Raw genomic sequence first — 24,811 nt, 5'->3', positions numbered from 1 at the left:
TCAGGCCCCGGTGGCCGCGCGCTCCGCCAGGGCGCGCAGGCGGCGTACCGCCTCGGCCGGATCGTCGGCGCCGTAGACGGCGGTGCCGGCGACGAAGGCGTCCGCGCCGGCGGCGGCCGCCTGCTCGATGGTGTCGGCGGCGATGCCCCCGTCGACCTCGATCCGCAGCTCCAGGTGGCCGCTGTCGGCGTGCCGCCGGGCGGTGCGCACCTTGTCCAGCAACTGTGGAATGAACCGCTGGCCGCCGAAGCCGGCCTTGATCGTCATGATCAGCAGGGTGTCGAAGCTGGGCAGCAGCTCCAGGTACGGCTCGATCGGGGTGTCCCGGTCGATCGCCAGCCCCGCCTTCGCCCCGGCCGAGCGCAGGTCCTTCGCCAACGCCACCGGGTCGTCGCACGCCTCGGCGTGGAACGTCACGTTGTACGCCCCGGCGTCGGCGTACCCGGGGGCCCACCGGCGCGGGTCGGTGATCATGAGGTGCACGTCGAACGGAAGCTCCGTCGAGGCGCGCAGGCTCTGCACCACCGGCAGCCCGATGGTCAGGTTCGGCACGAAGTGGTTGTCCATGACGTCCACGTGCAACCAGTCGGCGGCATGCTCAATGGCGCGGACCTCGTCGGCGAGGCGGGCGAAATCGGCGGCGAGGATGCTGGGCGCGACGATCAGCGGCGGTACGGTCACGGGGCCAGTGTACGAACGGCGTCACCCGCCGTCCGCAGCGCGGCAGCAACCGGGACCCACTGTGAGCCCGCCGTGACCCCTGGTGCAGAATCGGCCGTTCCGGACCCGAAAACCGGGCCGAAAAGCCAAACCTGACTGGCCGATCGACGGAAACACCGCAACACTCCAACGGGGACGGTCACATAAGCTGCACGCCCGGTGGCGGGGAACGCCGCACGGGCCGCGGCGACCGGCTGCCATCTCCCGGAAGGGGCGGAGGATGCGACGGTGGCTCGTGGCGCTGGCGCTGGCCGGCACGGCGACGGCGGTCCTCGGCGGCTGCGTCACGCCGCACCGGGCCGACGGCGACCTGGTCGACGACTGGCCCACCCTGCCGGCGGCCCAGTTGTTCATGCCCGCCACGGACGCCTGCCTGCCCCGGATCACCGCGGTCGTGCAGGCCCGCACCTACGAGACGGTGGCCTGCGGGCGCAGCCATCTGGCCGAGGCCGTGCACGTCGGCACGTTCACCGGGGCGGCCGCGGCCGGCGCCCGTCCGGAGCCGGGCTCCGCCGCACTGCGGAGCGCCCGGGCCGAGTGCGACCAGCGGGCCCGGGAGGTGATCGGCGGGGACTGGCACTCCGCCCGGCTCACCATGAACATCGCGCTGCCCTCGGTGACCGCCTGGCTCGCCGGAGCCCGCTGGTACCGCTGCGACCTGGCCGAGACCGACAGCATCGACAACACCCGGCCGGTCAACCGGGTGGGCAGCCTGCGCGGCGCGATGGTCGGCGACAACCCCCTCGTCCACCGCTGCTTCGACCCCAAGCTGATCGACGACAACCTGAACTACATGGCCCCGGTGCTCTGCACCGAACCGCACCGGGCCGAGTTCGTCGGCGTCTACGTGGAACACGACATGAGCTGGGCGCAGTTCACCCGGGCGAGCCAGCAGGTGCACCGGCGGTGCATGGCGCTGATCGCCGTGTTCGCCAGCGTGCCGAACAACAGCGACCTGCCGTACCGGGCCGGCTCGATCTTCTACCCGCCGTCGCAACGGGAGTGGGAGGAGGGCGACCGGGGGGTGCGCTGTTTCCTGTGGAGCGACGACCGGAGGCTGACCCGCTCGATGCGCGGCGTCGGCCCGCAGGGACTACCCGTCATCTGAGCCCGCGTGCCGTATGCTGCTGCGCCGTGGCGTACCGGCGGCTCGCGCCGGTCGACGCCAGTTCGTCACGACGGGGAGGTCGGCGATGCGGCGGTGGTGGAGGACGGCGGTCGTCGTGACGACGGCGGCGCTGGCGTTGGCTGGCTGCGGTGCGCCTGCCGGGGTGGACCGGAACCTGGCCGACGACTGGCCGGCCCTCGGGCCGGCGAAGGGCTTCGTGCCGGTTGCCGGGGCGTGTCACACCACCGTGCCGGACGTGGGATACCTCAGCGGCTACAACCCGGTCGACTGCACCGCGTCGCACCGGTCGGAGACCCTGCACGTCGGGACGCTGACCGGGCCGGGCGCCGAGCGGGGCGCACCCCCGCGGGCCGGCTCCACCGGCGCGCGGACGGCCCGCGCCGAGTGCGACAAGCAGGTCAGCAAGGCGGTGGGGGCCGACTGGCGTTCCGGCCGGCTGCTGGTCTCCGTCATCTTTCCGTCGGCGCTGGCCTGGACGGGCGGCGCCCGCTGGTTCCGCTGCGACGCCTCCGAGGTGGCCAGCCTCGACGACAGCAGCCTCATCCCGCGCCAGAGCTCGCTGCGTGGCGCGCTGGCCCCGGGCTCCCCACTCGCCTACGGCTGCTTCAATCCGAAGCTCGTCAAGGACGACATCGACCAGATGCGGCCGGTCGCCTGCACCGCCAAGCACCACGCCGAGTTCGTCGGCGTGTGGCAGGCGCCGGACATCAGCTACGCCGAGTTTGGGCGCACCTCACTGCGGGCGCACAAGGCGTGCCGGGCACTGATCGCCAAGTACGTCAAGGTGCCGAACAACAGCGACCTGCAGTACCGCGCCGGCACGATCATCTACCACCCCTTCGAGGAGGAGTGGCAGAACGGCAACCACGGCGTGCAGTGCTTCCTGTGGCTCGACGACCGCACGTCGACCCGGTCGTTGAAGGGCGCCGGGACCAAGGGCCTGCCGATCCAGTGAGGCGGGGCGGGCCGGTCGCCCGCCCCGCTCACCGGTCCCGCCTAGCTGGCCTGCAGCGTCACGTCGTCGACCACGAAGCTGGTCTGCAACGACGAGTCCTCGACGCCGGTGAACTTCAGCGTCACGGTCTGGCCGGCGTACCCGGCCAGGTTGAACGTGCGCTGCGCGTAGCCGCTGGCAGCGTGGAGGTTCGAGTACGTCGCCAGCGTCGTCGTGCCGACCTGGACGGTCAGCCTGTCGTACGCCGTCGAGGTGGTGGTCTCGGCGGTGTCGATGTGCAGCCAGAACGACAGGGTGTAGCTGCTGCATCCGGCCGGGATCGACACCGGCTGGGACAGCGTGTCGGTATGGGTGCTGCCGTACCCGTCCAGCCACGCCTTGTAGGAGCCGGTCCGGGCCGCCTGGCTGGTCGAGTTGGTGATCACGCCCGAGCTGGCCGTCCACGGCGTGCTGCCCGACTCGAAGCTGCTGTTGCCGATCAGCTGGCCGCCGGCGCAGCCGCCGGTGCCGGTCACGGTGAGGCTGTAGGTGGCGCTGCGCGTGGCCGTCCCGGTGCCGGTGACCGTGATGGTGAAGGTGCCGGTGGTGGCGGTCGAGGAGGCGCTGGCCGTCATGGTGGCAGAGCCGCCGGAGGTCACCGACGACGGGCTGAACGACACCGTGACCCCGCTCGGCGCGCCGGTGGCGGACAGGCTGACCGGCTGGGCGCTGCCGCTGGTCGTCGTGGTGCTGACGGTCGCCGTGGTCGAGGCGCCCCGGGCCACACTGCCCGAGGTGGGGCTCACCGCCACGGAGAAGTCGTTGGTCGGGGTGCCGCCGACCGCGAGCTGCCAGATCGCGTACGCGACGCCGTCGGCGCTGCGGTTGAGCACGGTCGCATTGATGTTGCTGGTGGTGTCGCAGGAGCGGTGGTAGCAGCCGTCGTACGCCGCGCCCGCGGTGCCGCCCCACTTGCTCGCCTGCGCGGAGGTCTTGGTGGCGCTGGCCCCGGCGGCGTACCCGGAGGTGGGGATGCCGGCGTTCTGGAACGAGTAGTCGTCCGAGCGGCCCTGGCCCTCGACGTTCTCCTCAGGCTGGAGGCTGAGCGAGTCCCAGTACGCCTTCAGCGGCGCCGCCGTGGTGGAGGTGACCCGGTTGATGAAGTAGCCACCGTTGGGCGAGGCGACCATGTCGAAGTTGTAGTAGCCCTTGAGGTAGCCCTTCTGGGCGGCGGTGAGCGAGTTGACGTAGAACTTCGAGCCCTGCAGGCCCTGCTCCTCGCCGTTCCACCAGGCGAACCGGACCCGCTTGGTCATGCTCGGGTTCTGCTGGGCCAGCACCAGGGCGTTCTCCAGCAGGGCGGCCGAGCCGGAGCCGTTGTCGTTGATGCCCGGGCCGGCGGAGACGCTGTCCAGGTGCGCGCCGAACATGACCACCTGGTCGGCGGGGCCCTGCGGCCATTCGGCGATCAGGTTGTTGCCGGGGTAGGTGCAGTTCGAGCAGTACTGCTCGGTGACCGTGTAGCCGGCGGCCTGGAGCTTGCCCTTCACGTAGCCGACCGAGGCGGTGTAGCCGGCGGAGCCGGCCCGCCGGGTACCGCCGTTGTTGGTGGCGATCGTGTTGAGCTGGGTCAGGTGGGCCTGGATGTTGGTCACCGCGATGTCCGGCGCGGCGGCGAGCAGGGCGGGGGCGGCCGCGGTCACGGGCGCGGCGGCGGGAGCCGCGCCGGCCGCGGTCGCGGCCAGCGTCGCCGTCATGCCGGCCAGGACGGCAAGCGCGAGGCCCGCGACGGGGGTACGACGTCTCATCGGAACTCCTCGTGGGGGTGGGCGGGGAGCGATTCGTCGAAGCAGTTACATGTATCAATGTAATAGTCAACGGGGTGTCACCCGCCCGGCGCGGACCGGGGGGCGCACCCGGCGCCTTCGCGTCCAGCGATGAGCAGCTCGATGTGGTGCCTCGCGGGCTCAGCCCCGGCGCAGCACCGCCAGGAACATCGCATCCGTGCCGTGCCGGTGCGGCCAGAGCTGCACCGTCGGCCCGTCACCCAGGCCCGGCATGCCGGCCGGCAGCAGCGGCCGGGCGTCCACGAAGTCCACCGGCAGGCCGCACCGGCGGGCCGCCTCGGTCACCGTCACGTGCGTCTCCACCGTGTGCGGGGAGCAGGTGACGTAGGCGACCAGGCCGCCCGGGCGCACCGCGCGCAGCGCCGCGGTGAGCAGCTCCCGCTGCAACCGGGTCAGCGGCGGCAGGTCCGAGGGCTGGCGGCGCCAGCGGGACTCCGGGCGCCGGCGCAGCGAGCCCAACCCGGTGCAGGGGGCATCCACCAGTACCCGGTCGAAGTGCCCCTCGGGCAGCTCCGGGTCCCCGCCGACCGTCCGCCCGTCGGTGGCGAGCACAGTCACCGGCAGGCCCCGGGTGGCCTGTTCGACCAGCCGGGCCCGGTGCTCGGCCACCTCGACCGCGGTGAGCCGGGCGCCGCGCTGCGCCGCCAGGGCGCCGAGCAGGCCGGCCTTGCCGCCCGGTCCCGCGCAGAGGTCCAGCCAGCGGCCGTCCGGGCCGTCCAACGGCGCCACCGCCAGGGCGTTCGCCACCAGCTGGGAGCCCTCATCCTGGACGTGCGCCCGCCCCTCGATCACCGCCCGCAGGTCACCCGGCGCGCCGCCGGAGAGGTAGACCGCGTACGGCGAGAAGGCGCCCGGGGCGCCGCCGACCTCGTCGGCCAGCTCCACCGGGTCCGCCAGGCCCGGCCGGGCGCACAGGTGCACCGGTGGCCGCTCGTTGTCCTCGATCAGCAGCCGCTCGGTCTCGCCGAGATCGCCGCCGAGCGCCTCGGCGAACGCCCGGACGATCCACTGCGGGTGGCTGTACGCCAACGCCAGGTGCCCCACCGGGTCGGTCTCCGTCGCCGGGGCGAGCTTCGCCACCCAGGCGTCGTGGTCCCGGGTGGTGATCTCGCGGAGCACCGCGTTGGCGAAGCCGGTGGCGCCCGGGCCCACCGAGCGCACCAGGTCGACGGTGGAGGAGACCGCCGCGTGCGCCGGCACCCGGGTGTGCAGCAACTGGTACGCCCCGAGCCGCAGCGCGTCGCGCACCGGCGGGTCGATCCGCTGCACGTCCCGGTCGGCGGCGTCGCTGATGATCGCGTCCAGGGTGCCGGTCTGGCGCAGCGTGCCGTAGGTCAGCTCGGTGGCGAAGGCGGCGTCCCGACCGACCAGCCCCTCCTCGCGCAGCATCGCCGGCAGCACCAGGTTGGCGTAGGCGTCGTCCCGGTGCACCGCCGCGATCGCCTGGTACGCGACCTGCCGCGGCAGGTCCACGGCGGGCCGAGCCGGCCGCCGAGCGCCACCACGGCGGTCCGCGTCGAACCGGCCACCGCGCGGGCCGTCCCCGCGCGGGCCGGCCCGCTCGCCCCGCGGGTACCGCTCGGCGCGCTCACCCCCGGTGAAGCGGCCGCGGTCCCCGCCGCCGCGGTGGCCCTCGCCGGATCGCGGGCCGTCGCCGCGGCCGCCCCGCTCACCGCCGGACCACCGCCCGCCCGCGCTGGACGGGCCGCGTCGGCCCTCGTCGGAGGAGCGCTCACCCCGAGGCTCGGACGGCCCGGTCACGCGAGCTCCTCCCCGGCGGCGACCCGGGCGCCGCGCGCCCAGTCGCTCGCCGACATGGGCTTCTTGCCGGCCGCCCGGACCTCGCCGAGCTGCACCGGCACGGTGGCCGTGCCGACCAGCACCCGGGCCTTCTCCGCCAGCAGCTCGCCAGGCTTGAGCCCGGGACCGTTCGCCACCGGGGTGACCGGACCGAGCTTCACCCGGTCGCCGCGGAACGTCGTCCACGGACCGGGCGCCGGGGTGCAGGCGCGGATGCGGCGGTCGACGGCGAAGGCCGGGTCGCTCCAGCGCACCTGGGCGTCCTCCACGGTCAGCTTCGGGGCGAGGGACACCCCGTCGGCCGGCTGCGGCTCAGCCCGCGCGGTGCCGGCCCCGATCGCGTCGAGGACCGCCACCAGCAGACCGGCGCCGGAGTGGGCCAGCCGCTCCAGCAGGTCACCGGAGGTGTCGGTGGGGCGGATCTCGTCGGTCACCGTGCCGTACACCGGGCCCGTGTCCAGCCCCTGCTCGAGCTGGAAGACGCTGGCCCCGGTCAGCTCGTCGCCGTGCAGCACGGCGTGCTGCACCGGCGCCGCGCCCCGCCAGGCGGGCAGCAGCGAGAAGTGCAGGTTGATCCAGCCGTGCCGGGGGATCTCCAGCGCGACCGGCGGCACGAGCGCGCCGTACGCGACCACCGGCACGCAGTCCGGGGCCAGCTCGCGCAGCCGGTCCAGGAACTCGGGCTCGCGGGGCTTGGCCGGGGTGAGCACCTCGACGCCGTGCGCGTCGGCCCAGGCGCCGACGGGCGAGCGGACCAGGCCCCGGCCACGACCGGCGGGCGCGTTGGGACGGGTGACCACGGCCAGCAATTCGTGGCCGGACGCGGCGATGGCGTCCAGGGCGGGAACGGCGACGGCCGGGGTGCCGGCGAAGATCAGGCGCACGCGGCTCACCGACCCAGACCGAACGGATTGCTCAGGTGCGGGCTGAGCTTGACCACCGGCGGAGCGGCCTGGTCGTACCACTCGGCCTGGCGGATCGCCTTCATGGCCTCCTTGCGCCCTTCGGGATCCAGCCGGTCGACGAAGAGCACCCCGTCCAGGTGGTCGGTCTCGTGCTGCACGCAGCGGGCCATCAGGCCGCTGCCCACGATCTGCACCGGGTCACCGAAGGCGCTGAACCCCTTGGCGATCACGTTCTGCCGGCGCTTGGTGTCGAAGTAGAGGCCGGGGATGGACAGGCAGCCCTCCGGGCCGTCCTGCTCCTCCTCGTCGGGGAACTCCAGCACCGGGTTGACCAGGTGGCCGAGCACGTCATCGACGTCGAAGGTGAACACCCGCAGGCCCACACCGAGTTGGGGCGCGGCCAGTCCGGCGCCGCTCTGCTCGCGCATCGTGTCGGTCAGGTCGGCGACGAGCTTGCGCAGCTCGGCGTCGAAGTCGACCACCGGATCGGCCGGCGTGCGCAGCACCGGATCCCCGAACAGACGGATGGGCTGAACGGTCACGCGGGGTGGCTCCTTCGACGGCGGGACGAACTCTGCCGTACCAGTCTACGGAGTGTCCGGAGCCGCCCCGGCCGGCGTACCGCGATCGGTGAGCGGGGACTCCTCACCCACGGTCACCGGCAGGGTGGCGTACCCGCGCAGGGTCAGCCGGACCCGCCGCTCCGGCTCGCCGGCCAGGGCCAGCCCGGGCAGCCGGCGCAGCAGCAGCGGGAAGGCGACCTGCGCCTCCAGCCGGGCCAGCCCCGCGCCGAGACAGTAGTGCGGGCCGGCGCCGAAGGAGAGCGGGTGGATCTGCGGCCGCCACGGGTCGAACCGCGCCGGCTCCGGGTACCGCCGGGGGTCCCGGTTCGCGGCGCCCAGCATCAGCATCAGCCAGCTGCCGGCGGGCAGGTCGAGGCCGCCGTAGCTCGCCGGGGCGGTGCTCATCCGCGAGGTGAGCTGGACCGGCGAGTCGTACCGCAGCAGCTCGTCGACGTAGCCGGGGGCGAGCTCGGGGTCCTCGCGCAGCGCCTTCGCCGCCCGGTCGTGGTCGAGCAGCACGACGAGGCCGTTGCCGAGGAGGCTGGTGGTGGTCTCGAAGCCGGCCACCAGCAGGATCACGAGGTTGGACAGCAACTCGTCCCCGGAGAGCCGTTCGCCGTCGGAGTCGTGCACCTGCACCAGCGCGGTGGTCAGGTCGTCGGCCGGGGCGCGGCGGCGGGCCTCGATCAGCTCGGTGAAGTAGCCCCGCAGCTCGGCGGCGCCCCGGTCGGCGTCCGCCAGCTCCGCCGGGGTGATCTCCGGCTCCAGCACCCCGGTCAGGTCCGCTGCCCAGCGCCGGAACAGGGGTCGGTCCGCCGCCGGCACGCCGAGCAGGGCGCAGATCACCCCGACCGGCAGCGGGTACGCGAAGTCGGCCATGAAGTCCACCGGCTCACCCGCGTGGTCGCGCTCCCGCATCCGGTCGACCAGCTCGTCGGCCTGGGCCACCACCACGTCCCGCATCGCGGCGATCCGGCGCGGGGTGAAGGCTCCCGCCGCGAGCCGCCGCATCCGGCTGTGGTCCGGCGGGTTGGTGCGCAGCATGGAGCGGGAGATCGAGGCGACCGCCGGGCTCTCCCGCCAGCCGGGCAGGAACTGGTCGCGCAGGTCGTCGTCCATCACCCCGAACCGGGGGTCGCGGAGGATCTCGTCGATCTCGGCGTAGCCGGTGACCGCGTAGAAGATCGGCCCGGCCTGCACGACCGGGCCGTGCGCCCGCAATCGCTCGTAGGTGGGGTAGGGGTTCACCCGCCCCTGCGGGGACATCAGCAGCGCGAGGGCGTCGGCAGGATCCACGGTCAGCCTCCCGGGAGATCGGCGACCTTCATCATGCGCCCGTCGTCGCGATCCGGCGATCCCGCCGTCGCGCGCCGGCTTCCCCGCCCGGCGGCGTCGGGCGGCTCAGACGCCGGTGCCCGGCTCCCCGGCCAGCACCGCGTCCCCGCCGAGCAGGGCGTGCTCGGGCAGCGGCAGCGCGATGCCGTGGGCGGCCTCCCAGTCGTGGATCATGCTGGGGCGGACCTGGGCGGCGAAGTAGTCGACCGCGCTCATCCCGCCGACCACCGGCTCCTCCACCTCGGCGACCAGCTGGGCCGGGACGAGGGGGAAGCCGCTCTGGATGGCGGCGCTGAGCCGGCGGTGCCCGTCGACGACGAAGAAGTACTCGCCGGTGTAGCCGATCCGCAGCGGTTCGAGGGCCTCGTCGCCCGCGCCGGCGACCTCGCCGACGAACTCGGAGTCCCAGAGCCCGCGCAGGGTGACGATGTCCTCGGTCGGGTAGATCCGGGCCGGGTCGAGCAGCAGCAGCGGCGGGGCGTCGGCGAGCACGGCCGCGCCGAACCGGCCCTCGTACGCGTCGATGATGTGCGCGATCACCTGCTCCGGGTCGGCCCGGGTGGTGTCGCAGACGAGGTCGTAGTTGCGCAGCCGGGCCTTGTCGACGCCGTACCGGACGATGAACCGGCCCCGCTCACTCTCGCTGCGCTCCCGCAGCTTGGCCCGGGCCTCCTCGAGCGAGGCGTAGCTCTCCGCCGGACCGGACGGGCGGGCCAGCACCCGGCGGGCCGCCTCGGTCGGCTCGGTGATCATGTGCACCTTGAGCGCGTCGGTGAAGAAGTGCCAGGCCAGCCGGGAGTCCATCACCAGCGACTCGCCGGAGGCCGCGATGTCCCGCTGGAGCTGGTCGACGTAGCCGTCGACCGCCTGGTCCAGCTCGGCGTGCAGGTTGAGCTGGAGCGCGGTCATCTGCCGCTCCTGCGCCATCTGCCGGTAGAGGTCGCCGACGCTGACCCGGCGCAGCCCCAGCCGCTTGGCGATCTCGACGGAGACCGTGCTCTTGCCGCTGCCGAGGTCACCGTTGAAGACGATCGATTGACGAACGGTCACGACTGGTCCACCCCTGATCACCGCTGATTGAGATCATCGATTTGGCGTCGGATCGACGCGCTCCCGCCTTCGTCGCGCCATCCGTGCGCCCGGGCATGACGGGCGATGCTATCACGCACGCGCCACCGCTTTGCCGCACACGGTGTCCGCCCGGCATGCCGCCGCACCCCCCGCCACCTCGTCCGCAACGCTCTCACAAGATCCAACTACCCGCCCGGAAGCGCGCCCGTTTCGCCGGAATCGCCACGCTTCCGGGACCGTGGCCCCTCCGCCGGGACCGCGGCCCCCTCGCACGGGGTGGCGCGGGCGGGTTCAGAAGAGGCTCAGCGGGTCGACCTGGAGGCGGACCGGGTCGGCGGCCTTGCGGGCGCTGCGCTGCCCGGCGGCCGTGTGCAGCGCCTCCGCCAGGGCGGCCGCCCGGGCCCGGGGCACCCGCACCAGCATCCGCTCGCGCCCCTCGTCGGCGGGGACCGGACCGAGCACCTCGGCGCCGTCGGGCAGCCGGGCCCCGGCGAGCAGGTCGGCCACCGCCTCGGCGGGGCCGGTCACGCTGGCCATCTTCACCGCCGGCGGGAAGCCCAGCTCCCGCCGCTCGGCGAGCTCCCGGGCCGCGAACCAGGCCGCGTCCCAGCGCAGCAGCGCCTGCACCGGCGCCAGGGCGCCGTCGGCGACCACCACCACCCGGCCACCGGCGGGCCCCGGGCGGGCCAGCGCCGCCGCGGCCAGCCAGCGCCGCAGCGCCTCCTCGCCGGCCCGCAGGTCGGCCCGGGTCAGCAGCGCCCACGAGTCGAGCAGCAGCACCGCACCGTAGCCGCCCTCGGCGGCCGGCTCGGCACCCGGTGTGGCGATCATCAGGCCGGCGCCGCCGGGCACGGTGGTGAGCACCTCCTCCCGGCCGGAGGTGCGCACCGGCACCCCCGGAAAGGCGCGGCCCAGCTCCTCGGCGGTGCGCCGGGCGCCGGTGACCGACGCCCGCAACCGCCGCCCGCCGCACTCCGGGCACGCGTAGGCGGCGGCGACCCGGCCGCACCAGCGGCAGGCCGGCGTCCCGGCGGCGGAGGGCAGCGCGAGCGGACCGGCGCAGTGCGGACAGCGGGCCGGGGTCCGGCAGTCGGCGCAGGCGACCGAGGGCAGGTAGCCGCGGCGGGGCACCTGCACCAGCACCGGTGCGTCGGCGCGCAGGGTGTCCCGGGCGGTGGTCCAGGCCAGGCTGGGCAGCCGCGCCGTGGCCGCGCCGGGGTCGCGGGCCAGTTGGGGGTCGTCGCCGGTCGGCGCGATGGCCGGGGTACGCGCCCGCACGGTCGCCCGGTCGGCGGCCACCTCCCGGGCCCAGCCGGTCTCCACCAGCAGTTGCGCCTCGGCGGTCCGGGCGTACCCGCCGACCAGGGCGGCCACCCCGGCGAGCTGGGCCCGGGTGAGCAGCACCTCCCGGGCGTGCGGGTACGGCGCCCGGGGGTCGGCGTGCAGGTCGTCCCCGTCGTCCCAGATCGCCACCAGGCCGAGCCGGTCCACCGGGGCGAACATCGCCGCCCGGGTCCCGATCACCACGGGCACCGCGCCGCGCCGGGCCGCGAGGAAGGCGCGGTAGCGGCGGGCCGGGCCGAGCGCGGCGGAGAGGCAGACGTGCCGGTCGGGGCCGAGGGTCGCGGTCAGCGCGGCGTCGAGCCGGTCCAGGTCCCGGGCGTCGGCGACCACCACGACCGCCCCACGGCCGCCGGCGACGGTGGCGGCGACGGCGTCGGCGTACCGGGCGGCCCAGTCCTCGCCGGCCAGGGCGGACCAGACCGCACGGGGGGCGCGGCCGGCCGTGAGCGCGTGCAGGAACGCCGTTCCGGCCGGGTAGTCCCGCCACCCGCGCGGGTCGACCGGTACCGCCTCGACGGCGGCCCCGGTCGGGGCGGTGCCGGCGGGGACGGCGGTCACATCGGCCGGACCGGCGCTGGTGTCGCCGGCGGCGCCGGTGCCGGCGGCCGGGCCGGTCGGAGCGGTGGCCACGTTCGGGCCGGCCAGGGCGGCGTCCGCAGCGACTCCGGCGTGGTTGGCGGCAGTGGCCGGGGCGGTGTCGGTGGTGCCTCCGGTCGAAGCCGTGTCGGGGGCCGGGTCGGCCGGGGCCCGGTCGGTCGGGGGCGGCGCGGCGCCGGCGAACTCCTTCTCGGCGCGGGCGTGCCGGGGCGGTACGGCGAGGCGCAGCACGTCGGCAAGGCTGCCGGCGTACCGATCGGCCACCGCCCGGGCCAGCCGGGCGATCTCCGGCGCGAGCACCGGCACCGGCGAGACGACCTTCTCCAGGTACGCCAGCCGGGGGTGATCGGACCGCTCGGCCCGTTCCAGCAGCCAGCCGTCGACGAGCTGGCCGGCGAAGCGCACCTTGACCCGCACCCCGGGGACCGCGTCGGCGTCCAGCTCGGCCGGCACCAGGTAGTCGAAGGGGCGGTCCAGGTGGGCCAGCGGCACGTCCACGCAGACACGGGCGACCGGCGACCCCGGTGCGGGTCGCCGGTCGCTGCGCGTGGTGGCGGTCAGGCTCCCGCGGCCGACTTGAGGTCGGCGGCCCGGTCGGTGCTCTCCCAGGTCAGGTCCGGCAGCTCACGGCCGAAGTGGCCGTAGGCGGCGGTCTGCTGGTAGATCGGGCGGAGCAGGTTGAGGTCCCGGATGATCGCGGCGGGCCGCAGGTCGAAGACCTCGGCGACGGCCTTCTCGATCGAGGCGACCGGGACGGTCTCGGTGCCGAACGTCTCGATGAACAGGCTCACCGGGTGGGCCTTGCCGATCGCGTACGCGACCTGCGCCTCGCAGCGCTCGGCCAGGCCGGCGGCGACCACGTTCTTCGCCACCCAGCGCATCGCGTACGCCGCGGAGCGGTCCACCTTGGACGGGTCCTTGCCGGAGAAGGCGCCGCCACCGTGCCGGGCGTACCCGCCGTAGGTGTCGACGATGATCTTCCGGCCGGTGAGGCCGGCGTCGCCCATCGGGCCACCGATCTCGAACCGCCCGGTCGGGTTCACCAGCAGCCGGTAGCCCTCGGTGTCCAGGCCGAGGCTCTCCAGCTCGGGGGCGATGACATGCTCGCGCACGTCCGGGGTGAGCAGCGACTCCAGCGAGATGTCCGCAGCGTGCTGGCTGGAGACCACCACCGTGTCCAGCCGGACGGGGCGCAGCCCGTCGTACTCGATGGTGACCTGGGTCTTGCCGTCCGGCCGCAGGTACGGGATGGTCCCGTCCTTGCGGACCGCGGCGAGGCGGCGGGCCAGCCGGTGCGCCAGCGCGATCGGCAGCGGCATCAGCTCGGGCGTCTCCGAGCAGGCGAAGCCGAACATCATGCCCTGGTCGCCGGCGCCCTGGGCGTCCAGCGCGCTCTCCGACGAGCCGGTACGCAGCTCGAAGGCGTTGTCGACGCCCTGCGCGATGTCCTGAGACTGGGCGCCGATGGAGACGCTGACGCCGCAGGAGGCGCCGTCGAAGCCCTTCTTCGACGAGTCGTACCCGATCGCCAGGATGGTGTCCCGGACGATGGTGGGGATGTCGACGTACGCCTTGGTGGTGACCTCGCCCGCCACGTGCACCTGGCCCGTGGTGATCAGGGTCTCGACCGCGACCCGGCTGTGCGGGTCCTTGGTGAGCAGGGCGTCCAGGATGCCGTCACTGATCTGGTCGGCGATCTTGTCCGGGTGGCCTTCCGTGACCGATTCGGACGTGAAGAGACGTGTCACGGCACTCCTAAGCATGTGAAAACTCTTGAACGGTCGCTCCGCGGCAGTTTAGTCACCGTCCCTCGAGGGTGACTCAGGCAATGCGGAGGTGACCAGTGTTCAGGACCGACGGGGCAGTCGGGCCACGACGAGATCCCAGACGTCGTCGGCCAGGTCCTCCTTCGACCGCTCGGGCAGCCGGGCCACCGAGCCGTCCGCGCCGATGACGGTCGCCGCGTTGGTCTCGGCGCCGAAGACCTTGTCCGGGCCGACCTCGTTGATCACGATGAGGTCCGCCCGCTTGCGGGCCAGCTTGGCCCGCCCGTTGGCCTCGGCGTCGCCGGTCTCGGCGGCGAACACCACCAGCACCTGTTCGGGTCGACGCCGTCGGCCCAGCTCGGCGGCGATGTCCGGGTTGGTGACCAGCTCGATCGTCGGCGCGCTGCCGTCGTCCGTCTTCTTGATTTTGCCAGGCGCGTACGTCGCGGGGCGGAAATCGGCGGGAGCGGCGGCCATCACCACGGCGTCCGCGGCGGCCGCCGCCTCCAGGGTCGCCGTGCGCAGCTCCTCGGTGGTGCCCACCCGGACCAGGTCGACGCCGGCCGGGTCGGCGAGCGAGACGTTGGCCGAGACCAGGGTCACCCGGGCGCCCCGGGCGACCGCCGCGCGGGCGAAGGCGTACCCCTGCTTGCCGGAGGAACGGTTGCCGAGGAAGCGGACCGGATCGAGCGGCTCGCGGGTGCCGCCGGCGGTGACCACCACGTGCCGGCCGGCCAGGTCGGCGGGGGCGGCACCGCCCCGGGCGAGGGTGCGCCGGGCCACGGCGAAGATCTCCGCCGGGTCGGGCAGCCGGCCCTTGCCGGTGTCGGCGCCGGTGAGTCGGCCGACGGCCGGCTCGATCACCCGGACGCCCCGGGACCGCAGGGTCGCGACGTTGGCGACGGTGGCGGGGTGCTCCCACATCTCGGTGTGCATCGCCGGGGCGAGCAGGACCGGGCAGCGGGCGGTCAGCAGGGTGTTGGTGAGCAGGTCGTCGGCGAGACCGTGGGCGGCCTTGGCGAGCAGGTCGGCCGTGGTCGGCACCACCACCACCAGGTCGGCGTGCTGGCCGAGGCGGACGTGCGGCACCTCGTGCACGTCGGACCAGACGTCGTCGGCGACCGGCCGGCCGGAGAGCGCGGCCCAGGTCGGCGCCCCGACGAAGCGGAGCGCCGACGCGGTCGGCACGACCCGGACCCGATGACCCGACTCGGTGAACAGCCGGAGCAGCTCACACGCCTTGTAGGCGGCGATACCACCGCCGACCCCGAGGACGATCTCGGCGGACATCGGCGCGGGCGGGCTTACGGCTGGTCGGTCGGCTCGGCGGTGAGCAGGCCCGCGTTGATCTCGCGCATGGCGATCGAGAGCGGCTTCTCCTGCGGGGTGGTCTCCACCAGCGGGCCGACGTACTCCAGCAGGCCCTCACCGAGCTGGCTGTAGTAGGCGTTGACCTGGCGCGCGCGCTTGGCGGCGAAGATCACCAGCGCGTACTTCGAGGTCGTCTTCTCGAGGAGCTCGTCGATCGGCGGGTTGGTGATGCCTTCGGGGTTGGCGATGGATCCCACGAATTAACCTCTGCGTCTTGTGCACCGCCCGGAAGCGGTGGTCTCTCAACCGCTCGGGCGCGGTTGAGCCGGAGCCAGGAAAGAAGAACCGAGCAAGCCTACCAGCTCATCGGCCGCGCGCTCGGCGAGGTCATGCGTCACGGCGTGCGGAAAGGCCGCCGCGACGGCCGGGTCCGGCCGGTAGCCGGGCGGGGCCAGGAGCACCAGCTGCGCGTCCGGCGCGAGGGCCCGGACGGCCAGCGCGCCGGGCAGGTCCAGCGGCAGCAGCACCGGCCGGCCGGCGACCAGCCGGTCGCGGATCCCGGCGCGCGGCACGCCCCGCCGGTACGGCCCGATCCGGCTCCACTCCAGCAGCTCGTCGGCGGCGATCATCCGGTCGAACTCCGCCGCGGCCAGGAAGAGCCGGTCCACCCCGTCCACCTCGCCGGCGCGGGGCGGCCGGGTGGTGGCAGGCACCGGCACCCAGACGGACGGGAAACGCGCCCGGACCAGCTCGACGACACTCTCCCGGCCGGCACCCGAAGGTCCGGTCAGGACAGTGAGCCGAGCCGCCGGGCGCGCCTCGTCATCCGTGCTCACCGCTTGTTTCTACACGGTGCGGCGTTCAGTTGGCGGCGAACTCACCAAGCAGAGCCTTGCGCTGCTGCTCGCCCAGGCCGCGCAGGCGGCGGCTGTCGGCGATCTTGAGCTTCTCCATGATCTGGGTGGCCCGGATCTTGCCGATGCCCGGCATCGCCTGGAGCACGGCCGAAACCTTCAGCTTGCCCACGACGTCGTCGGACTCAGCCCGCTCGAGGACGGTGGCGAGGGTGGTCTTGCCCTGCTTGAGCTGCTCCTTCAGCTCAGCACGGGCCTTGCGGATCTCCGCGGCCTTCTCCAGCGCGGCAGCGCGCTGTTCGGGGGTCAGTGACGGGAGCGGCACCAGTTCTCCTCAGGTCCCTATCGCGACGGGCGGGGCGCACCGCCGCATCTGTGAAACGTGGTGTCGCTGGCAACCAAAGGGGTCCGTGGTTCCCAGCGCGGGGAAAACTAGCGGTCAACGGCGGTTTCGGCAACGTGGGCGCGCGAGGATCAGCGCAAAGTGACCGAGCCGTCAGTCAGTCAGCGGTGGTCAGGGCGGCCCGGCAATCGGCCAGCGCCCGGTCCGCGGCGTCCCGCAGTGCGGCCAGGTCGGGTCCAGCCTGCAGGACCTCGCGGGAGTACGAGGGCAGCACCGACGGCAGGCTCGAGCCGAAGACGGTGCGCAGCCCGGCCGCCGTGCCGCCCTGGGCGCCGAGCCCGGGCGCGAGCAGCGGACCGTTCACCGCGGACAGGTCGTGACCGGTGTCACCGATCGTCGCGCCGACCACCAGCCCGAAGCTGCCGAGCGGCTCCGCACCCCTGTTGAGCTGGGAAATCTCGTCGATCACGGTCTGCGCGACGGTCCGGCCGTCCGCCGTGACGGCGCGCTGCACCGCGGCGCCCTCGGGGTTCGAGGTGAGCGCCAGGACGAAGACGCCGCCGCCGTGTGCGGCGGCCAGTTCGAACATCGGGGCGAGCGATCCGACCCCGAGATAGGGGCTGGCCGTGACGGCGTCGACATACAACGGGCTGGATGGATCGAGGTAGGCCGAGGCGTACGCGCTGACCGTCGAGCCGATGTCGCCGCGCTTGACGTCGAGGAGAACGAGCGAGCCGGCATCCCGTAACTGTCGGATAGTTGACTCAAGAATTCCGACACCCCGGGCGCCGAACCGCTCGAAGAAGGCCGACTGGGGCTTGACCACCGCAATCCGGTCACCGAGCGCCTCGGCCGCGGTCCGGGCGAACCGCTCCAGCCCGTCGGCGTCGTCGGACAGTCCCCACCGGGCCAGCAGTCCCGGGTGCGGGTCGATGCCCACGCAGAGCGGCCCCCGTTCGGCCACGGCCCGGTGCAGGCGGGCGCCGAAGCTCTCCATCGCGACTCTCCCTTTCCCTCGCGCGGCGTGTCGCCGCGGTGGTCGTACGGCGGTGGACGCCGCCGCTCGTCGTCCGCCGGCCGCCGCGGCGGCCGGGCGGCGGAGCGGACCGTCGGCCCGCTCCCCCGGGCCACCTCAGCCGGCCTTGACCGCCGCCTCGACGCCGCCGACGATCCGCGCCACGTCGGCGTCGTCCGTGACGTACGGCGGCATGGTGTAGATCAGGTCGCGGAACGGGCGCAGCCACACGCCCTGCGCCACCGCGGCCGCGGTCGCCCGGGCCAGGTCGACCTCGTGGTCGAGCTGGACCACGCCGATCGCGCCCAGCACCCGGACGTCGGCCACCCCGGGCGCGCCGCGCAGCGGCTCCAGGCCGACCCGCAGCCCCTCCTCGATCGCCGCCACCCGCCCGGCCCAGTCCCCGGACCGCAGCAGGCCCAGCGAGGCGTTGGCGACCGCGCAGGCGAGGGGATTGCCCATGAACGTCGGGCCGTGCGCCAGCACCCCGCCGGCGGAGATGCCCCGGGCGATCTCGGGCGTGCAGAGCGCGGCCGCCAGGGTCAGATAGCCGCCGGTGAGCGCCTTGCCGACGCAGAGCACGTCCGGGGTGACCCCGGCGTGCTCGGCGGCGAACATCGTGCCGGTCCGGCCGAAGCCGGTGGCGATCTCGTCGAAGATCAGCAGGATGCCGTGCGCCCGGGTCACCTCGCGCAGTACCCGCAGGTAGTGCGGGTGGTGGAAGCGCATCCCGCCGGCGCCCTGGACCACCGGCTCCACGATCACCGCCGCCAGCTCGTCGGCGTGCCGCTCCACCGCGTCGACCAGGGCCCGCTCGTACGCCGGGTCCGGCGGGCCGTCGAAGCCGCCCGGGGGCACCGGGGCGAAGACCTGCCGGGGCAGCACGTCCCCCCAGAGGTGGTGCATGCCGCCGTCGGGGTCGCAGACGCTCATCGGGTGGAACGTGTCGCCGTGGTAGCCGCCCCGCCAGGTGCCCAGCCGGCGGCGTTCCGGCCGGCCGGTGGCCCGCTGGTACTGCAGGCACATCTTCACCGCCACCTCGACGCTGACCGACCCGGAGTCGGCCAGGAAGACGTGTTCCAGACCGTCCGGGGCCAGCTCGACCAGAGTGGTCGCCAGCCGCACCGCGGGCTCGTGGGTGAGCCCGCCGAACATCACGTGGCTCATCCGGCCGAGCTGGTCGGTGACCGCCGCGTCCAGCACCGGGTGCCGGTAGCCGTGGATGGCGGCCCACCACGACGACATCCCGTCGACCAGTTCCCGGCCGTCGGCCAGCCGCAGTCGTACGCCCGCCGCGCTCTCCACCACGTAGGGCGGGCTGGCCGGCGGCAGCGCCGCGTACGGGTGCCAGACGTGGGCGCGGTCGGCGGCCAGGATCTCCTCGGGCGTCATCGGGTCTCCTTCGTGTCCTCGGGTGGACTGCTGCGCACCCCGGTCCACCGGCGTGGGCGGCACGGGCGCGCCGGGCCGGACACCGGAGGGGCCGGACGGGGTTCCCGCGACCCTTCGCTCTGCTGGAGCGACGGCAACCCAGGTTGTCCGGATACCGGACGGCGGATTGTGGCGCCGGCTGCGGCAGAGCAATGGAACTGTCGAGGAACCATCGCCCGCCGCTGGTTCACCGGAGGCCGGTCGGCACCGCCGCCGTGCCGGCCGCCGCCCGGGTGGCCGCGCGGACCAGGGCGGGGCCACGGTAGATGAACCCGGTGTAGAGCTGGACGAGGCTCGCTCCGGCGTCGAACATCCGGGCCGCGTCGTCCGGGTCCAGGATGCCGCCGACACCGATCACCGGCAGCCGGCCGCCGGTCTCCCGGTGCACGAAGGCGACCACCGCGCGGGCGCGTCCGGTCAGCGGACGACCGGAGAGGCCGCCGGTCTCCGCGCCGCGCTCCCGGTCGGCCGGGGCCAGCCCGTCCCGGGCGAGGGTGGTGTTGGTGGCGATCACGCCGGCGGCGCCCCGGGCGAGGCAGACCTCCAGCAGCTCGGCGATCGCCGGCTCGGTGAGGTCGGGGGCGATCTTCACCAGCACCGGCTTCTCCCCCACCAGCGCCGCGAGCAGCGCGTCCAGGTGGGCCTTGTCCTGCAGCGAGCGCAGGCCCGGGGTGTTCGGCGAGGAGACGTTGACCGCGAAGTAGTCGCCGTGCCCGCGCAGCGCCCGGTAGGAGGCGAGGTAGTCCTCGACCGCCTCGTCCAGCGGAGTGACCTTGGACTTGCCGAGCGAGATGCCCAGCGGTACGCCGATCGGGCGGGGCAGCGCCGCCAGCCGGTCGGCCAGCGCGGTGGCGCCGGCGTTGTTGAAGCCCATCCGGTTCACCACGGCCTCGCTGTCGCGCAGCCGGAACAGCCGCGGCCGGGGATTGCCCGGCTGGGCGTGCGCGGTGACCGTGCCGACCTCGACGAAGCCGAAGCCGAGCGCCGGCCAGGCCGGCAGCGCGACCCCGTCCTTGTCCATCCCCGCGGCCAGCCCGACCGGGTTCGGGAAGTCCACCCCGAACACCGTTCGCGGCGCCGGCCGGAAGTAGCGGGCCCGCAGCGCTCCCAGCGCCGCCGGCCGCCGCGAGACGGCGGCGAGCCGCCGCAACGTCCACTCGTGCGCCGCCTCGGCGTCCCCACCCCCCACCCGGAACAGCCCCGGCCGCACGACCTTCTCGAAGATCACGCCACCCCTCCCCGACCGGCCGACAGCGGACAGCGGGCGGTCACTGGGCGGCCCGCAGGGCGGCGTGGAGCTCCTGGAGGGGGCGGACCCGCATGTCGCCACGGATGCGCGCCTCGATGCCCATGACCGCGGCCGCCGCACCGGGGACCGTGGTGATGCAGGGGATGTCCGCCGTGACGGCGGCGCTGCGGATCTCGTAGCCGTCGGAGCGGGCGCTCGCGCCCGAACCCTGCGGGGTGTTCACCACCAGCGCGACATCGCCGCCGAGGATCATCGAGACCGCGTCCTCGCCCTCGCCCGCCTCGTAGTGCTTGCGGATCTGCTCGCAGGCGATGCCGTGCCGGCGCAGCACCTCCGCCGTGCCGGTGGTGGCCACGATCTCGAAGCCCAGGTCGGCCAGCCGCTTGATCGGGAAGATCATGCCGCGCTTGTCCCGGTTGGCCACCGAGACGAAGATCTTCCCGGCGGTGGGCAGCGAGCCATACGCGGCGGACTGCGACTTCGCGAAGGCGTGCCCGAAGTTGGTGTCGATGCCCATCACCTCGCCGGTGGACTTCATCTCCGGGCCGAGCAACGAGTCGATGCCCTTGCCGGACGGGGTGCGGAACCGCTTGAACGGCAGCACCGCCTCCTTCACCGCGATCGGCGCGTCGGCCGGCATGGTGCCGCCGTCCCCGGTCGCAGGGAGCAGCCCCTCGGCGCGCAGCTCGGCGATGGTGGCGCCGAGCGCGATCCGGGCCGCCGCCTTGGCCAGTGGCACCGCGGTGGCCTTGGAGACGAACGGCACGGTCCGCGACGCGCGGGGATTCGCCTCCAGCACGTAGAGCATGTCGTCCTTGAGGGCGTACTGCACGTTGAGCAGGCCCTGCACCCCCACGCCGCGGGCGATCGCCTCGGTGTAGCGGCGCACCTGGACCAGGTGCGAGCCGGCCAGGGTGATCGGCGGCAGCGCGCAGGACGAGTCGCCGGAGTGGATGCCGGCCTCCTCGATGTGCTCCATCACCCCGCCGAGGTAGACCTCGCCGTCGGCGTCGACCAGCGCGTCCACGTCGATCTCGATGGCGTCGTCGAGGAACCGGTCGACCAGCACCGGGTGGTCCGGGGAGATGTCGGTGGCCCGGCCGATGTAGTCGCGCAGGGTGGCATCGTCGTAGACGATCTCCATACCCCGGCCGCCGAGCACGTACGACGGGCGGACCAGCACCGGGTAGCCGATCTCGTCGGCGATCGCCTTGGCCTCGTCGTACGAGGTGGCCATGCCGTGCGCCGGGGCGCGCAGCCCGGCCCGGGCGAGCACCGCGCCGAACGCGCCACGCTCCTCGGCCAGGTGGATTGACTCCGGGGAGGTGCCGACCACCGGGACCCCGGCGTCCTTGAGCCGCTGGGCCAGCGCCAGCGGGGTCTGCCCGCCGAGCTGCACGATCACCCCGACCACGCCCGGGCCGCCGGCGGCCTTGCCGGAGGAGTCCTCGGCGTGCCAGACCTCCAGCACGTCCTCGAAGGTCAGCGGCTCGAAGTAGAGCCGGTCGGCGGTGTCGTAGTCGGTGGAGACGGTCTCCGGGTTGCAGTTGACCATCACGGTCTCGTAGCCGACCTCGCGCAGCGCCATGACGGCGTGCACGCAGGAGTAGTCGAACTCGATGCCCTGGCCGATCCGGTTCGGCCCGGAGCCCAGGATGAGCACCTTCGGCCGGTCCGAGGGCATGACCTCGGTCTCGGAGTCGTAGGTGGAGTAGTGGTACGGCGTGGTCGCCTCGAACTCGGCGGCGCAGGTGTCCACCGTCTTGTAGACCGGGCGCACGTCGAGCCGGTGCCGCAGGGTGCGGACGCCGTCCTCGGCGGCCAGCTCGGGTCGGAGCGCGGCGAGCTGCCGGTCGGACAGGCCGGCCCGCTTGGCCCGGCGCAGCAGGTCGGCGTCGAGCACCGGGGCGTCCACGATCTCCGCGCGCAGCTCCACCAGCGCGGCGATCTGGTCCAGGAACCACGGGTCCATCCCGCCGGAGGCGGCGGCCACCTCGGCGATGGAGGCGCCGAGCCGCAGCGCCCGCTCGACGGTGTAGAGCCGGCCGTCGTGCGGCATCTGCAACGCGACGAGGGTGTTCTCCTTCGTCGCGCCGGCCGGGTCGGCGCCCGTCGCGGCAGCGACGACCGAATCAGGAACAGTCCAGAATCCGCCTGCCTTGGTCTCCATCGAGCGCATCGCCTTGTTCAGCGCCTCGGTGAAGTTGCGGCCCAGGCTCATCGCCTCGCCGACCGACTTCATGGTGGTGGTCAGCTCCGGGTCCGCGCCGGGGAACTTCTCGAACGCGAACCGGGGAATCTTCACCACCACGTAGTCCAGGGTCGGCTCGAACGCCGCCGGGGTCTTCAGGGTGATGTCGTTGGGGATCTCGTCCAGGGTGTAGCCGATGGCCAGCTTCGCGGCGATCTTGGCGATCGGGAAGCCGGTCGCCTTCGACGCCAGCGCCGAGGAGCGGGACACCCGGGGGTTCATCTCGATCACGACGATCCGGCCGTCGGCCGGGTTGACCGCGAACTGGATGTTGCAGCCGCCGGTGTCCACCCCGACCTCGCGCAGCACCGCGATGCCGAGGTCGCGCAGCCGCTGGTACTCCCGGTCGGTCAGCGTCATGGCCGGGGCCACGGTGACGCTGTCACCGGTGTGCACGCCCATCGGGTCGACGTTCTCGATCGAGCAGACCACCACCACGTTGTCGTGGCGGTCGCGCATCAGTTCGAGCTCGTACTCCTTCCAGCCGAGCACGCTCTCCTCGATCAGCACCTCGTGCACCGGGCTGGCGGCCAGGCCGGCGCCGGCGATCCGGGCCAGGTCATCGGCGGTGTGCGCCATGCCGGAACCCAGGCCGCCCATGGTGAACGACGGCCGGATCACCACCGGCAGGCCCAGCTCGGCGGCGGTGGCCTCGACCTCGGCCATCGAGTGGCAGACCCGTGACCGGGGCACCAGGCCGGTCGGGTCGTCCAGACCGAGGCGTACGCCGGCCTTGGCCACGATGTCCTTGAACAGCTGCCGGTCCTCGCCGCGGTTGATCGCCTCGATGTTCGCGCCGATCAGCTCCACGCCGTACTTCTCCAGCACGCCCGCCTCGTGCAGGGCGACCGCGGTGTTCAGCGCGGTCTGCCCGCCGAGGGTGGCCAGCAGCGCGTCGGGGCGCTCCTTGGCGATGACCAGCTCGACGAACTCCGGGGTGATCGGCTCGACGTACGTGGCGTCGGCGAACTCCGGGTCGGTCATGATCGTCGCCGGGTTGGAGTTGACCAGGCTGACCCGGATCCCCTCGCTGCGCAGCACCCGGCATGCCTGGGTGCCGGAGTAGTCGAACTCGCAGGCCTGTCCGATGACGATCGGCCCGGAGCCGATCACCAGGATGTGCTTGAGATCGGTCCGCTTAGGCATTCGTGCGCCCCTTGCTCTGGGTCCGGCCTTCACTGTGCTGCTGGTCGAGGCCACGGCCCTCGATCAGCTCGGCGAAGCGGTCGAAGAGGTAGTCCGCGTCGTGCGGGCCGGCCGCCGCCTCCGGGTGGTACTGGACGGTGAAGGCGGGCACGTCCCTGGCCCGCAGCCCCTCGACCACGTTGTCATTGAGGCAGACGTGGCTGACCTGGACGCCGCCGAATTCGGTCTCGATCACCTGGTCGGGGACGACCGCGCCGTGCCCCGCGCCGGGCACCTGGACGGCGAAGCCGTGGTTGTGGCTGGTCACCTCGACCTTGCCGGTGGCCCGGTCGAGCACCGGTTGGTTGATGCCCCGGTGGCCGTAGCCGAGCTTGTAGGTGCCGAAGCCGAGCGCCCGGCCAAGGATCTGGCTGCCGAAGCAGATGCCGAACAGCGGCACCTGCCGGCGCAGCACCTCTCTGGCGAGCGCGACGGGGCCGTCGGCGGTGGCCGGGTCGCCCGGGCCGGGCGAGAAGAAGACCGCGTCGGCGCCGGTGGCCAGCAGGTCGTCGATGCTGGAGCCGGCGGGCAGCACGTGGGTGGTGACCCCGCGGGCGGCCAGCCGGCGCGGCACGTTGCGCTTGATGCCCAAGTCCAGCGCGGCGACGGTGAACCGGTGCTCCCCCTCGGCAGCCACCACGTACGGCTTGGCGGTGGTCACCTCGGCGGAGAGGTCCGCGCCGACCATCTCCGGTGCCTGGCGGACCCGGGCCAGCAGGGCGCGCGGGTCGTCGTCGACGCTGGAGATGCCGACCCGCATGGCGCCCCGCTCGCGCAGGTGCCGGGTGAGCGCCCGGGTGTCGATGCCGCTGATGCCGACCACGCCATCGGTGGCGAGCCGGTCCTCCAGCCCGCCGGTGGCCCGCCAGCTGGAGCCGATCCGGGCCGGGTCGCGGACCACGTACCCGGCGACCCAGATCCGGGACGACTCGTCGTCCTCGGTGTTGACGCCGGTGTTGCCGATGTGCGGGGCGGTCTGCACCACCACCTGGCGATGGTAGGACGGGTCGGTCAGGGTCTCCTGGTAGCCGGTCATGCCGGTGTTGAAGACCGCCTCGCCGAAGGTCTCCCCGACGCTGCCGTACGCCTCGCCGTGGAACGTGCGCCCGTCCTCGAGCACGAGGATCGCGGGCCTGCGCTTCGTCATGCTGCGTTCCCTTC

General features: G+C 73.8%; 20 protein-coding genes. 2 read left to right on the top strand and 18 right to left on the bottom strand.

Features of this window, described 5'->3' with window-relative positions; all coding sequences use genetic code 11:
* The gene (gene rpe / locus I8N68_RS12380) at positions 1-681 is read right to left on the bottom strand and encodes a ribulose-phosphate 3-epimerase (RefSeq protein ID WP_200210061.1); all 681 of its coding nucleotides are present in this window, start codon (positions 679-681) and stop codon (positions 1-3) included.
* A 259-nt stretch (positions 682-940) separates the two neighbouring features.
* On the opposite strand from rpe, the gene I8N68_RS12375 reads away from it, so the two are divergent.
* Together I8N68_RS12375 and I8N68_RS12370 are read left to right on the top strand one after the other, a co-directional pair.
* The gene (locus I8N68_RS12375; RefSeq protein WP_200210060.1) at positions 941-1,828 is read left to right on the top strand and encodes a septum formation family protein; all 888 of its coding nucleotides are present in this window, start codon (positions 941-943) and stop codon (positions 1,826-1,828) included.
* A gap of 85 nt (positions 1,829-1,913) precedes the next feature.
* Positions 1,914-2,804: a septum formation family protein gene (locus I8N68_RS12370; protein WP_200210059.1), complete on the top strand. Its 891-nt coding sequence runs from the start codon at positions 1,914-1,916 to the stop codon at positions 2,802-2,804.
* Between the two features lie 41 nt (positions 2,805-2,845).
* Here I8N68_RS12370 and I8N68_RS12365 read toward each other — a convergent pair whose 3' ends face one another.
* The 17 genes from I8N68_RS12365 to carA form a co-directional block, all read right to left on the bottom strand.
* Positions 2,846-4,591: a M28 family peptidase gene (locus I8N68_RS12365; protein WP_200210058.1), complete on the bottom strand. Its 1,746-nt coding sequence runs from the start codon at positions 4,589-4,591 to the stop codon at positions 2,846-2,848.
* Positions 4,592-4,750: 159 nt separating this feature from the next.
* Complete coding sequence (locus tag I8N68_RS12360; protein WP_372433706.1) at positions 4,751-6,391, bottom strand: RsmB/NOP family class I SAM-dependent RNA methyltransferase; 1,641 nt, start codon at positions 6,389-6,391, stop codon at positions 4,751-4,753.
* Positions 6,388-7,314 carry a methionyl-tRNA formyltransferase gene (gene fmt / locus I8N68_RS12355; protein ID WP_200210112.1) on the bottom strand — a complete coding sequence of 309 codons (927 nt, stop codon included), beginning with the start codon at positions 7,312-7,314 and terminating at the stop codon, positions 6,388-6,390. The genes I8N68_RS12360 and fmt overlap by 4 nt, the downstream gene beginning before the upstream one ends.
* Positions 7,315-7,319: 5 nt before the next feature.
* Positions 7,320-7,877 (bottom strand): peptide deformylase, encoded by a 558-nt coding sequence (gene def, locus I8N68_RS12350; RefSeq protein ID WP_109802755.1) that lies wholly within the window; start codon positions 7,875-7,877, stop codon positions 7,320-7,322.
* Between the two features lie 45 nt (positions 7,878-7,922).
* On the bottom strand, positions 7,923-9,164 hold the full coding sequence (locus tag I8N68_RS12345; RefSeq protein ID WP_234039534.1) for a cytochrome P450: 1,242 nt from the start codon (positions 9,162-9,164) through the stop codon (positions 7,923-7,925).
* 135 nt (positions 9,165-9,299) lie between these two features.
* A complete protein-coding gene (locus I8N68_RS12340) occupies positions 9,300-10,283 on the bottom strand; it encodes an AAA family ATPase (RefSeq protein WP_200210056.1) in 984 nt (327 codons plus the stop codon).
* A gap of 312 nt (positions 10,284-10,595) precedes the next feature.
* Positions 10,596-12,743 (bottom strand): primosomal protein N', encoded by a 2,148-nt coding sequence (locus tag I8N68_RS12335; protein ID WP_200210055.1) that lies wholly within the window; start codon positions 12,741-12,743, stop codon positions 10,596-10,598.
* Between the two features lie 59 nt (positions 12,744-12,802).
* Positions 12,803-14,008, bottom strand: coding sequence for a methionine adenosyltransferase (gene metK / locus I8N68_RS12330; protein ID WP_200210054.1), 1,206 nt, complete (start codon positions 14,006-14,008; stop codon positions 12,803-12,805).
* A gap of 84 nt (positions 14,009-14,092) precedes the next feature.
* Complete coding sequence (gene coaBC / locus I8N68_RS12325) at positions 14,093-15,301, bottom strand: bifunctional phosphopantothenoylcysteine decarboxylase/phosphopantothenate--cysteine ligase CoaBC (protein WP_200210053.1); 1,209 nt, start codon at positions 15,299-15,301, stop codon at positions 14,093-14,095.
* A gap of 14 nt (positions 15,302-15,315) precedes the next feature.
* Positions 15,316-15,579 (bottom strand): DNA-directed RNA polymerase subunit omega, encoded by a 264-nt coding sequence (rpoZ, locus tag I8N68_RS12320; RefSeq protein WP_007075826.1) that lies wholly within the window; start codon positions 15,577-15,579, stop codon positions 15,316-15,318.
* 45 nt (positions 15,580-15,624) lie between these two features.
* Positions 15,625-16,158 carry a nucleoside/nucleotide kinase family protein gene (locus I8N68_RS12315; RefSeq protein WP_200210052.1) on the bottom strand — a complete coding sequence of 178 codons (534 nt, stop codon included), beginning with the start codon at positions 16,156-16,158 and terminating at the stop codon, positions 15,625-15,627.
* Positions 16,159-16,183: 25 nt separating this feature from the next.
* Entirely contained in the window at positions 16,184-16,501 is a 318-nt protein-coding gene (gene mihF / locus I8N68_RS12310) for an integration host factor, actinobacterial type (protein ID WP_013285515.1), read from the bottom strand.
* Positions 16,502-16,676: 175 nt separating this feature from the next.
* On the bottom strand, positions 16,677-17,516 hold the full coding sequence (gene pyrF / locus I8N68_RS12305) for an orotidine-5'-phosphate decarboxylase (RefSeq protein WP_200210051.1): 840 nt from the start codon (positions 17,514-17,516) through the stop codon (positions 16,677-16,679).
* Positions 17,517-17,651: 135 nt separating this feature from the next.
* Complete coding sequence (locus I8N68_RS12300) at positions 17,652-18,926, bottom strand: adenosylmethionine--8-amino-7-oxononanoate transaminase (RefSeq protein ID WP_200210050.1); 1,275 nt, start codon at positions 18,924-18,926, stop codon at positions 17,652-17,654.
* Positions 18,927-19,152: 226 nt separating this feature from the next.
* Entirely contained in the window at positions 19,153-20,193 is a 1,041-nt protein-coding gene (locus I8N68_RS12295; protein WP_200210049.1) for a quinone-dependent dihydroorotate dehydrogenase, read from the bottom strand.
* A gap of 40 nt (positions 20,194-20,233) precedes the next feature.
* Positions 20,234-23,611: a carbamoyl-phosphate synthase large subunit gene (gene carB, locus I8N68_RS12290; protein ID WP_200210048.1), complete on the bottom strand. Its 3,378-nt coding sequence runs from the start codon at positions 23,609-23,611 to the stop codon at positions 20,234-20,236.
* Entirely contained in the window at positions 23,604-24,797 is a 1,194-nt protein-coding gene (gene carA / locus I8N68_RS12285) for a glutamine-hydrolyzing carbamoyl-phosphate synthase small subunit (protein ID WP_200210047.1), read from the bottom strand. Before carA ends, carB begins: the two co-directional genes overlap by 8 nt.
* Positions 24,798-24,811 lie beyond the last annotated feature (14 nt).

This window comes from Micromonospora coerulea, assembly GCF_016598485.1.
GTDB lineage: Bacteria > Actinomycetota > Actinomycetes > Mycobacteriales > Micromonosporaceae > Micromonospora > Micromonospora coerulea.
Note: the sequence above shows the minus strand (reverse complement) of the source record. Positions and strands in the feature narration are given on the sequence as shown.

What these genes read in the sequence shown, in the direction of transcription:
- I8N68_RS12300 (WP_200210050.1), bottom strand. Translation starts at nt 18,926, where the DNA reads ATGACGCCCGAGGAGATCCTGGCCGCCGACCGCGCCCACGTCTGGCAC.
- I8N68_RS12375 (WP_200210060.1), top strand. Translation starts at nt 941, where the DNA reads ATGCGACGGTGGCTCGTGGCGCTGGCGCTGGCCGGCACGGCGACGGCG.
- coaBC (WP_200210053.1), bottom strand. Translation starts at nt 15,301, where the DNA reads ATGTCCGCCGAGATCGTCCTCGGGGTCGGCGGTGGTATCGCCGCCTAC.
- pyrF (WP_200210051.1), bottom strand. Translation starts at nt 17,516, where the DNA reads ATGGAGAGCTTCGGCGCCCGCCTGCACCGGGCCGTGGCCGAACGGGGG.
- I8N68_RS12345 (WP_234039534.1), bottom strand. Translation starts at nt 9,164, where the DNA reads ATGTCCCCGCAGGGGCGGGTGAACCCCTACCCCACCTACGAGCGATTG.
- carB (WP_200210048.1), bottom strand. Translation starts at nt 23,611, where the DNA reads ATGCCTAAGCGGACCGATCTCAAGCACATCCTGGTGATCGGCTCCGGG.
- I8N68_RS12370 (WP_200210059.1), top strand. Translation starts at nt 1,914, where the DNA reads ATGCGGCGGTGGTGGAGGACGGCGGTCGTCGTGACGACGGCGGCGCTG.
- metK (WP_200210054.1), bottom strand. Translation starts at nt 14,008, where the DNA reads ATGCTTAGGAGTGCCGTGACACGTCTCTTCACGTCCGAATCGGTCACG.
- I8N68_RS12365 (WP_200210058.1), bottom strand. Translation starts at nt 4,591, where the DNA reads ATGAGACGTCGTACCCCCGTCGCGGGCCTCGCGCTTGCCGTCCTGGCC.
- carA (WP_200210047.1), bottom strand. Translation starts at nt 24,797, where the DNA reads ATGACGAAGCGCAGGCCCGCGATCCTCGTGCTCGAGGACGGGCGCACG.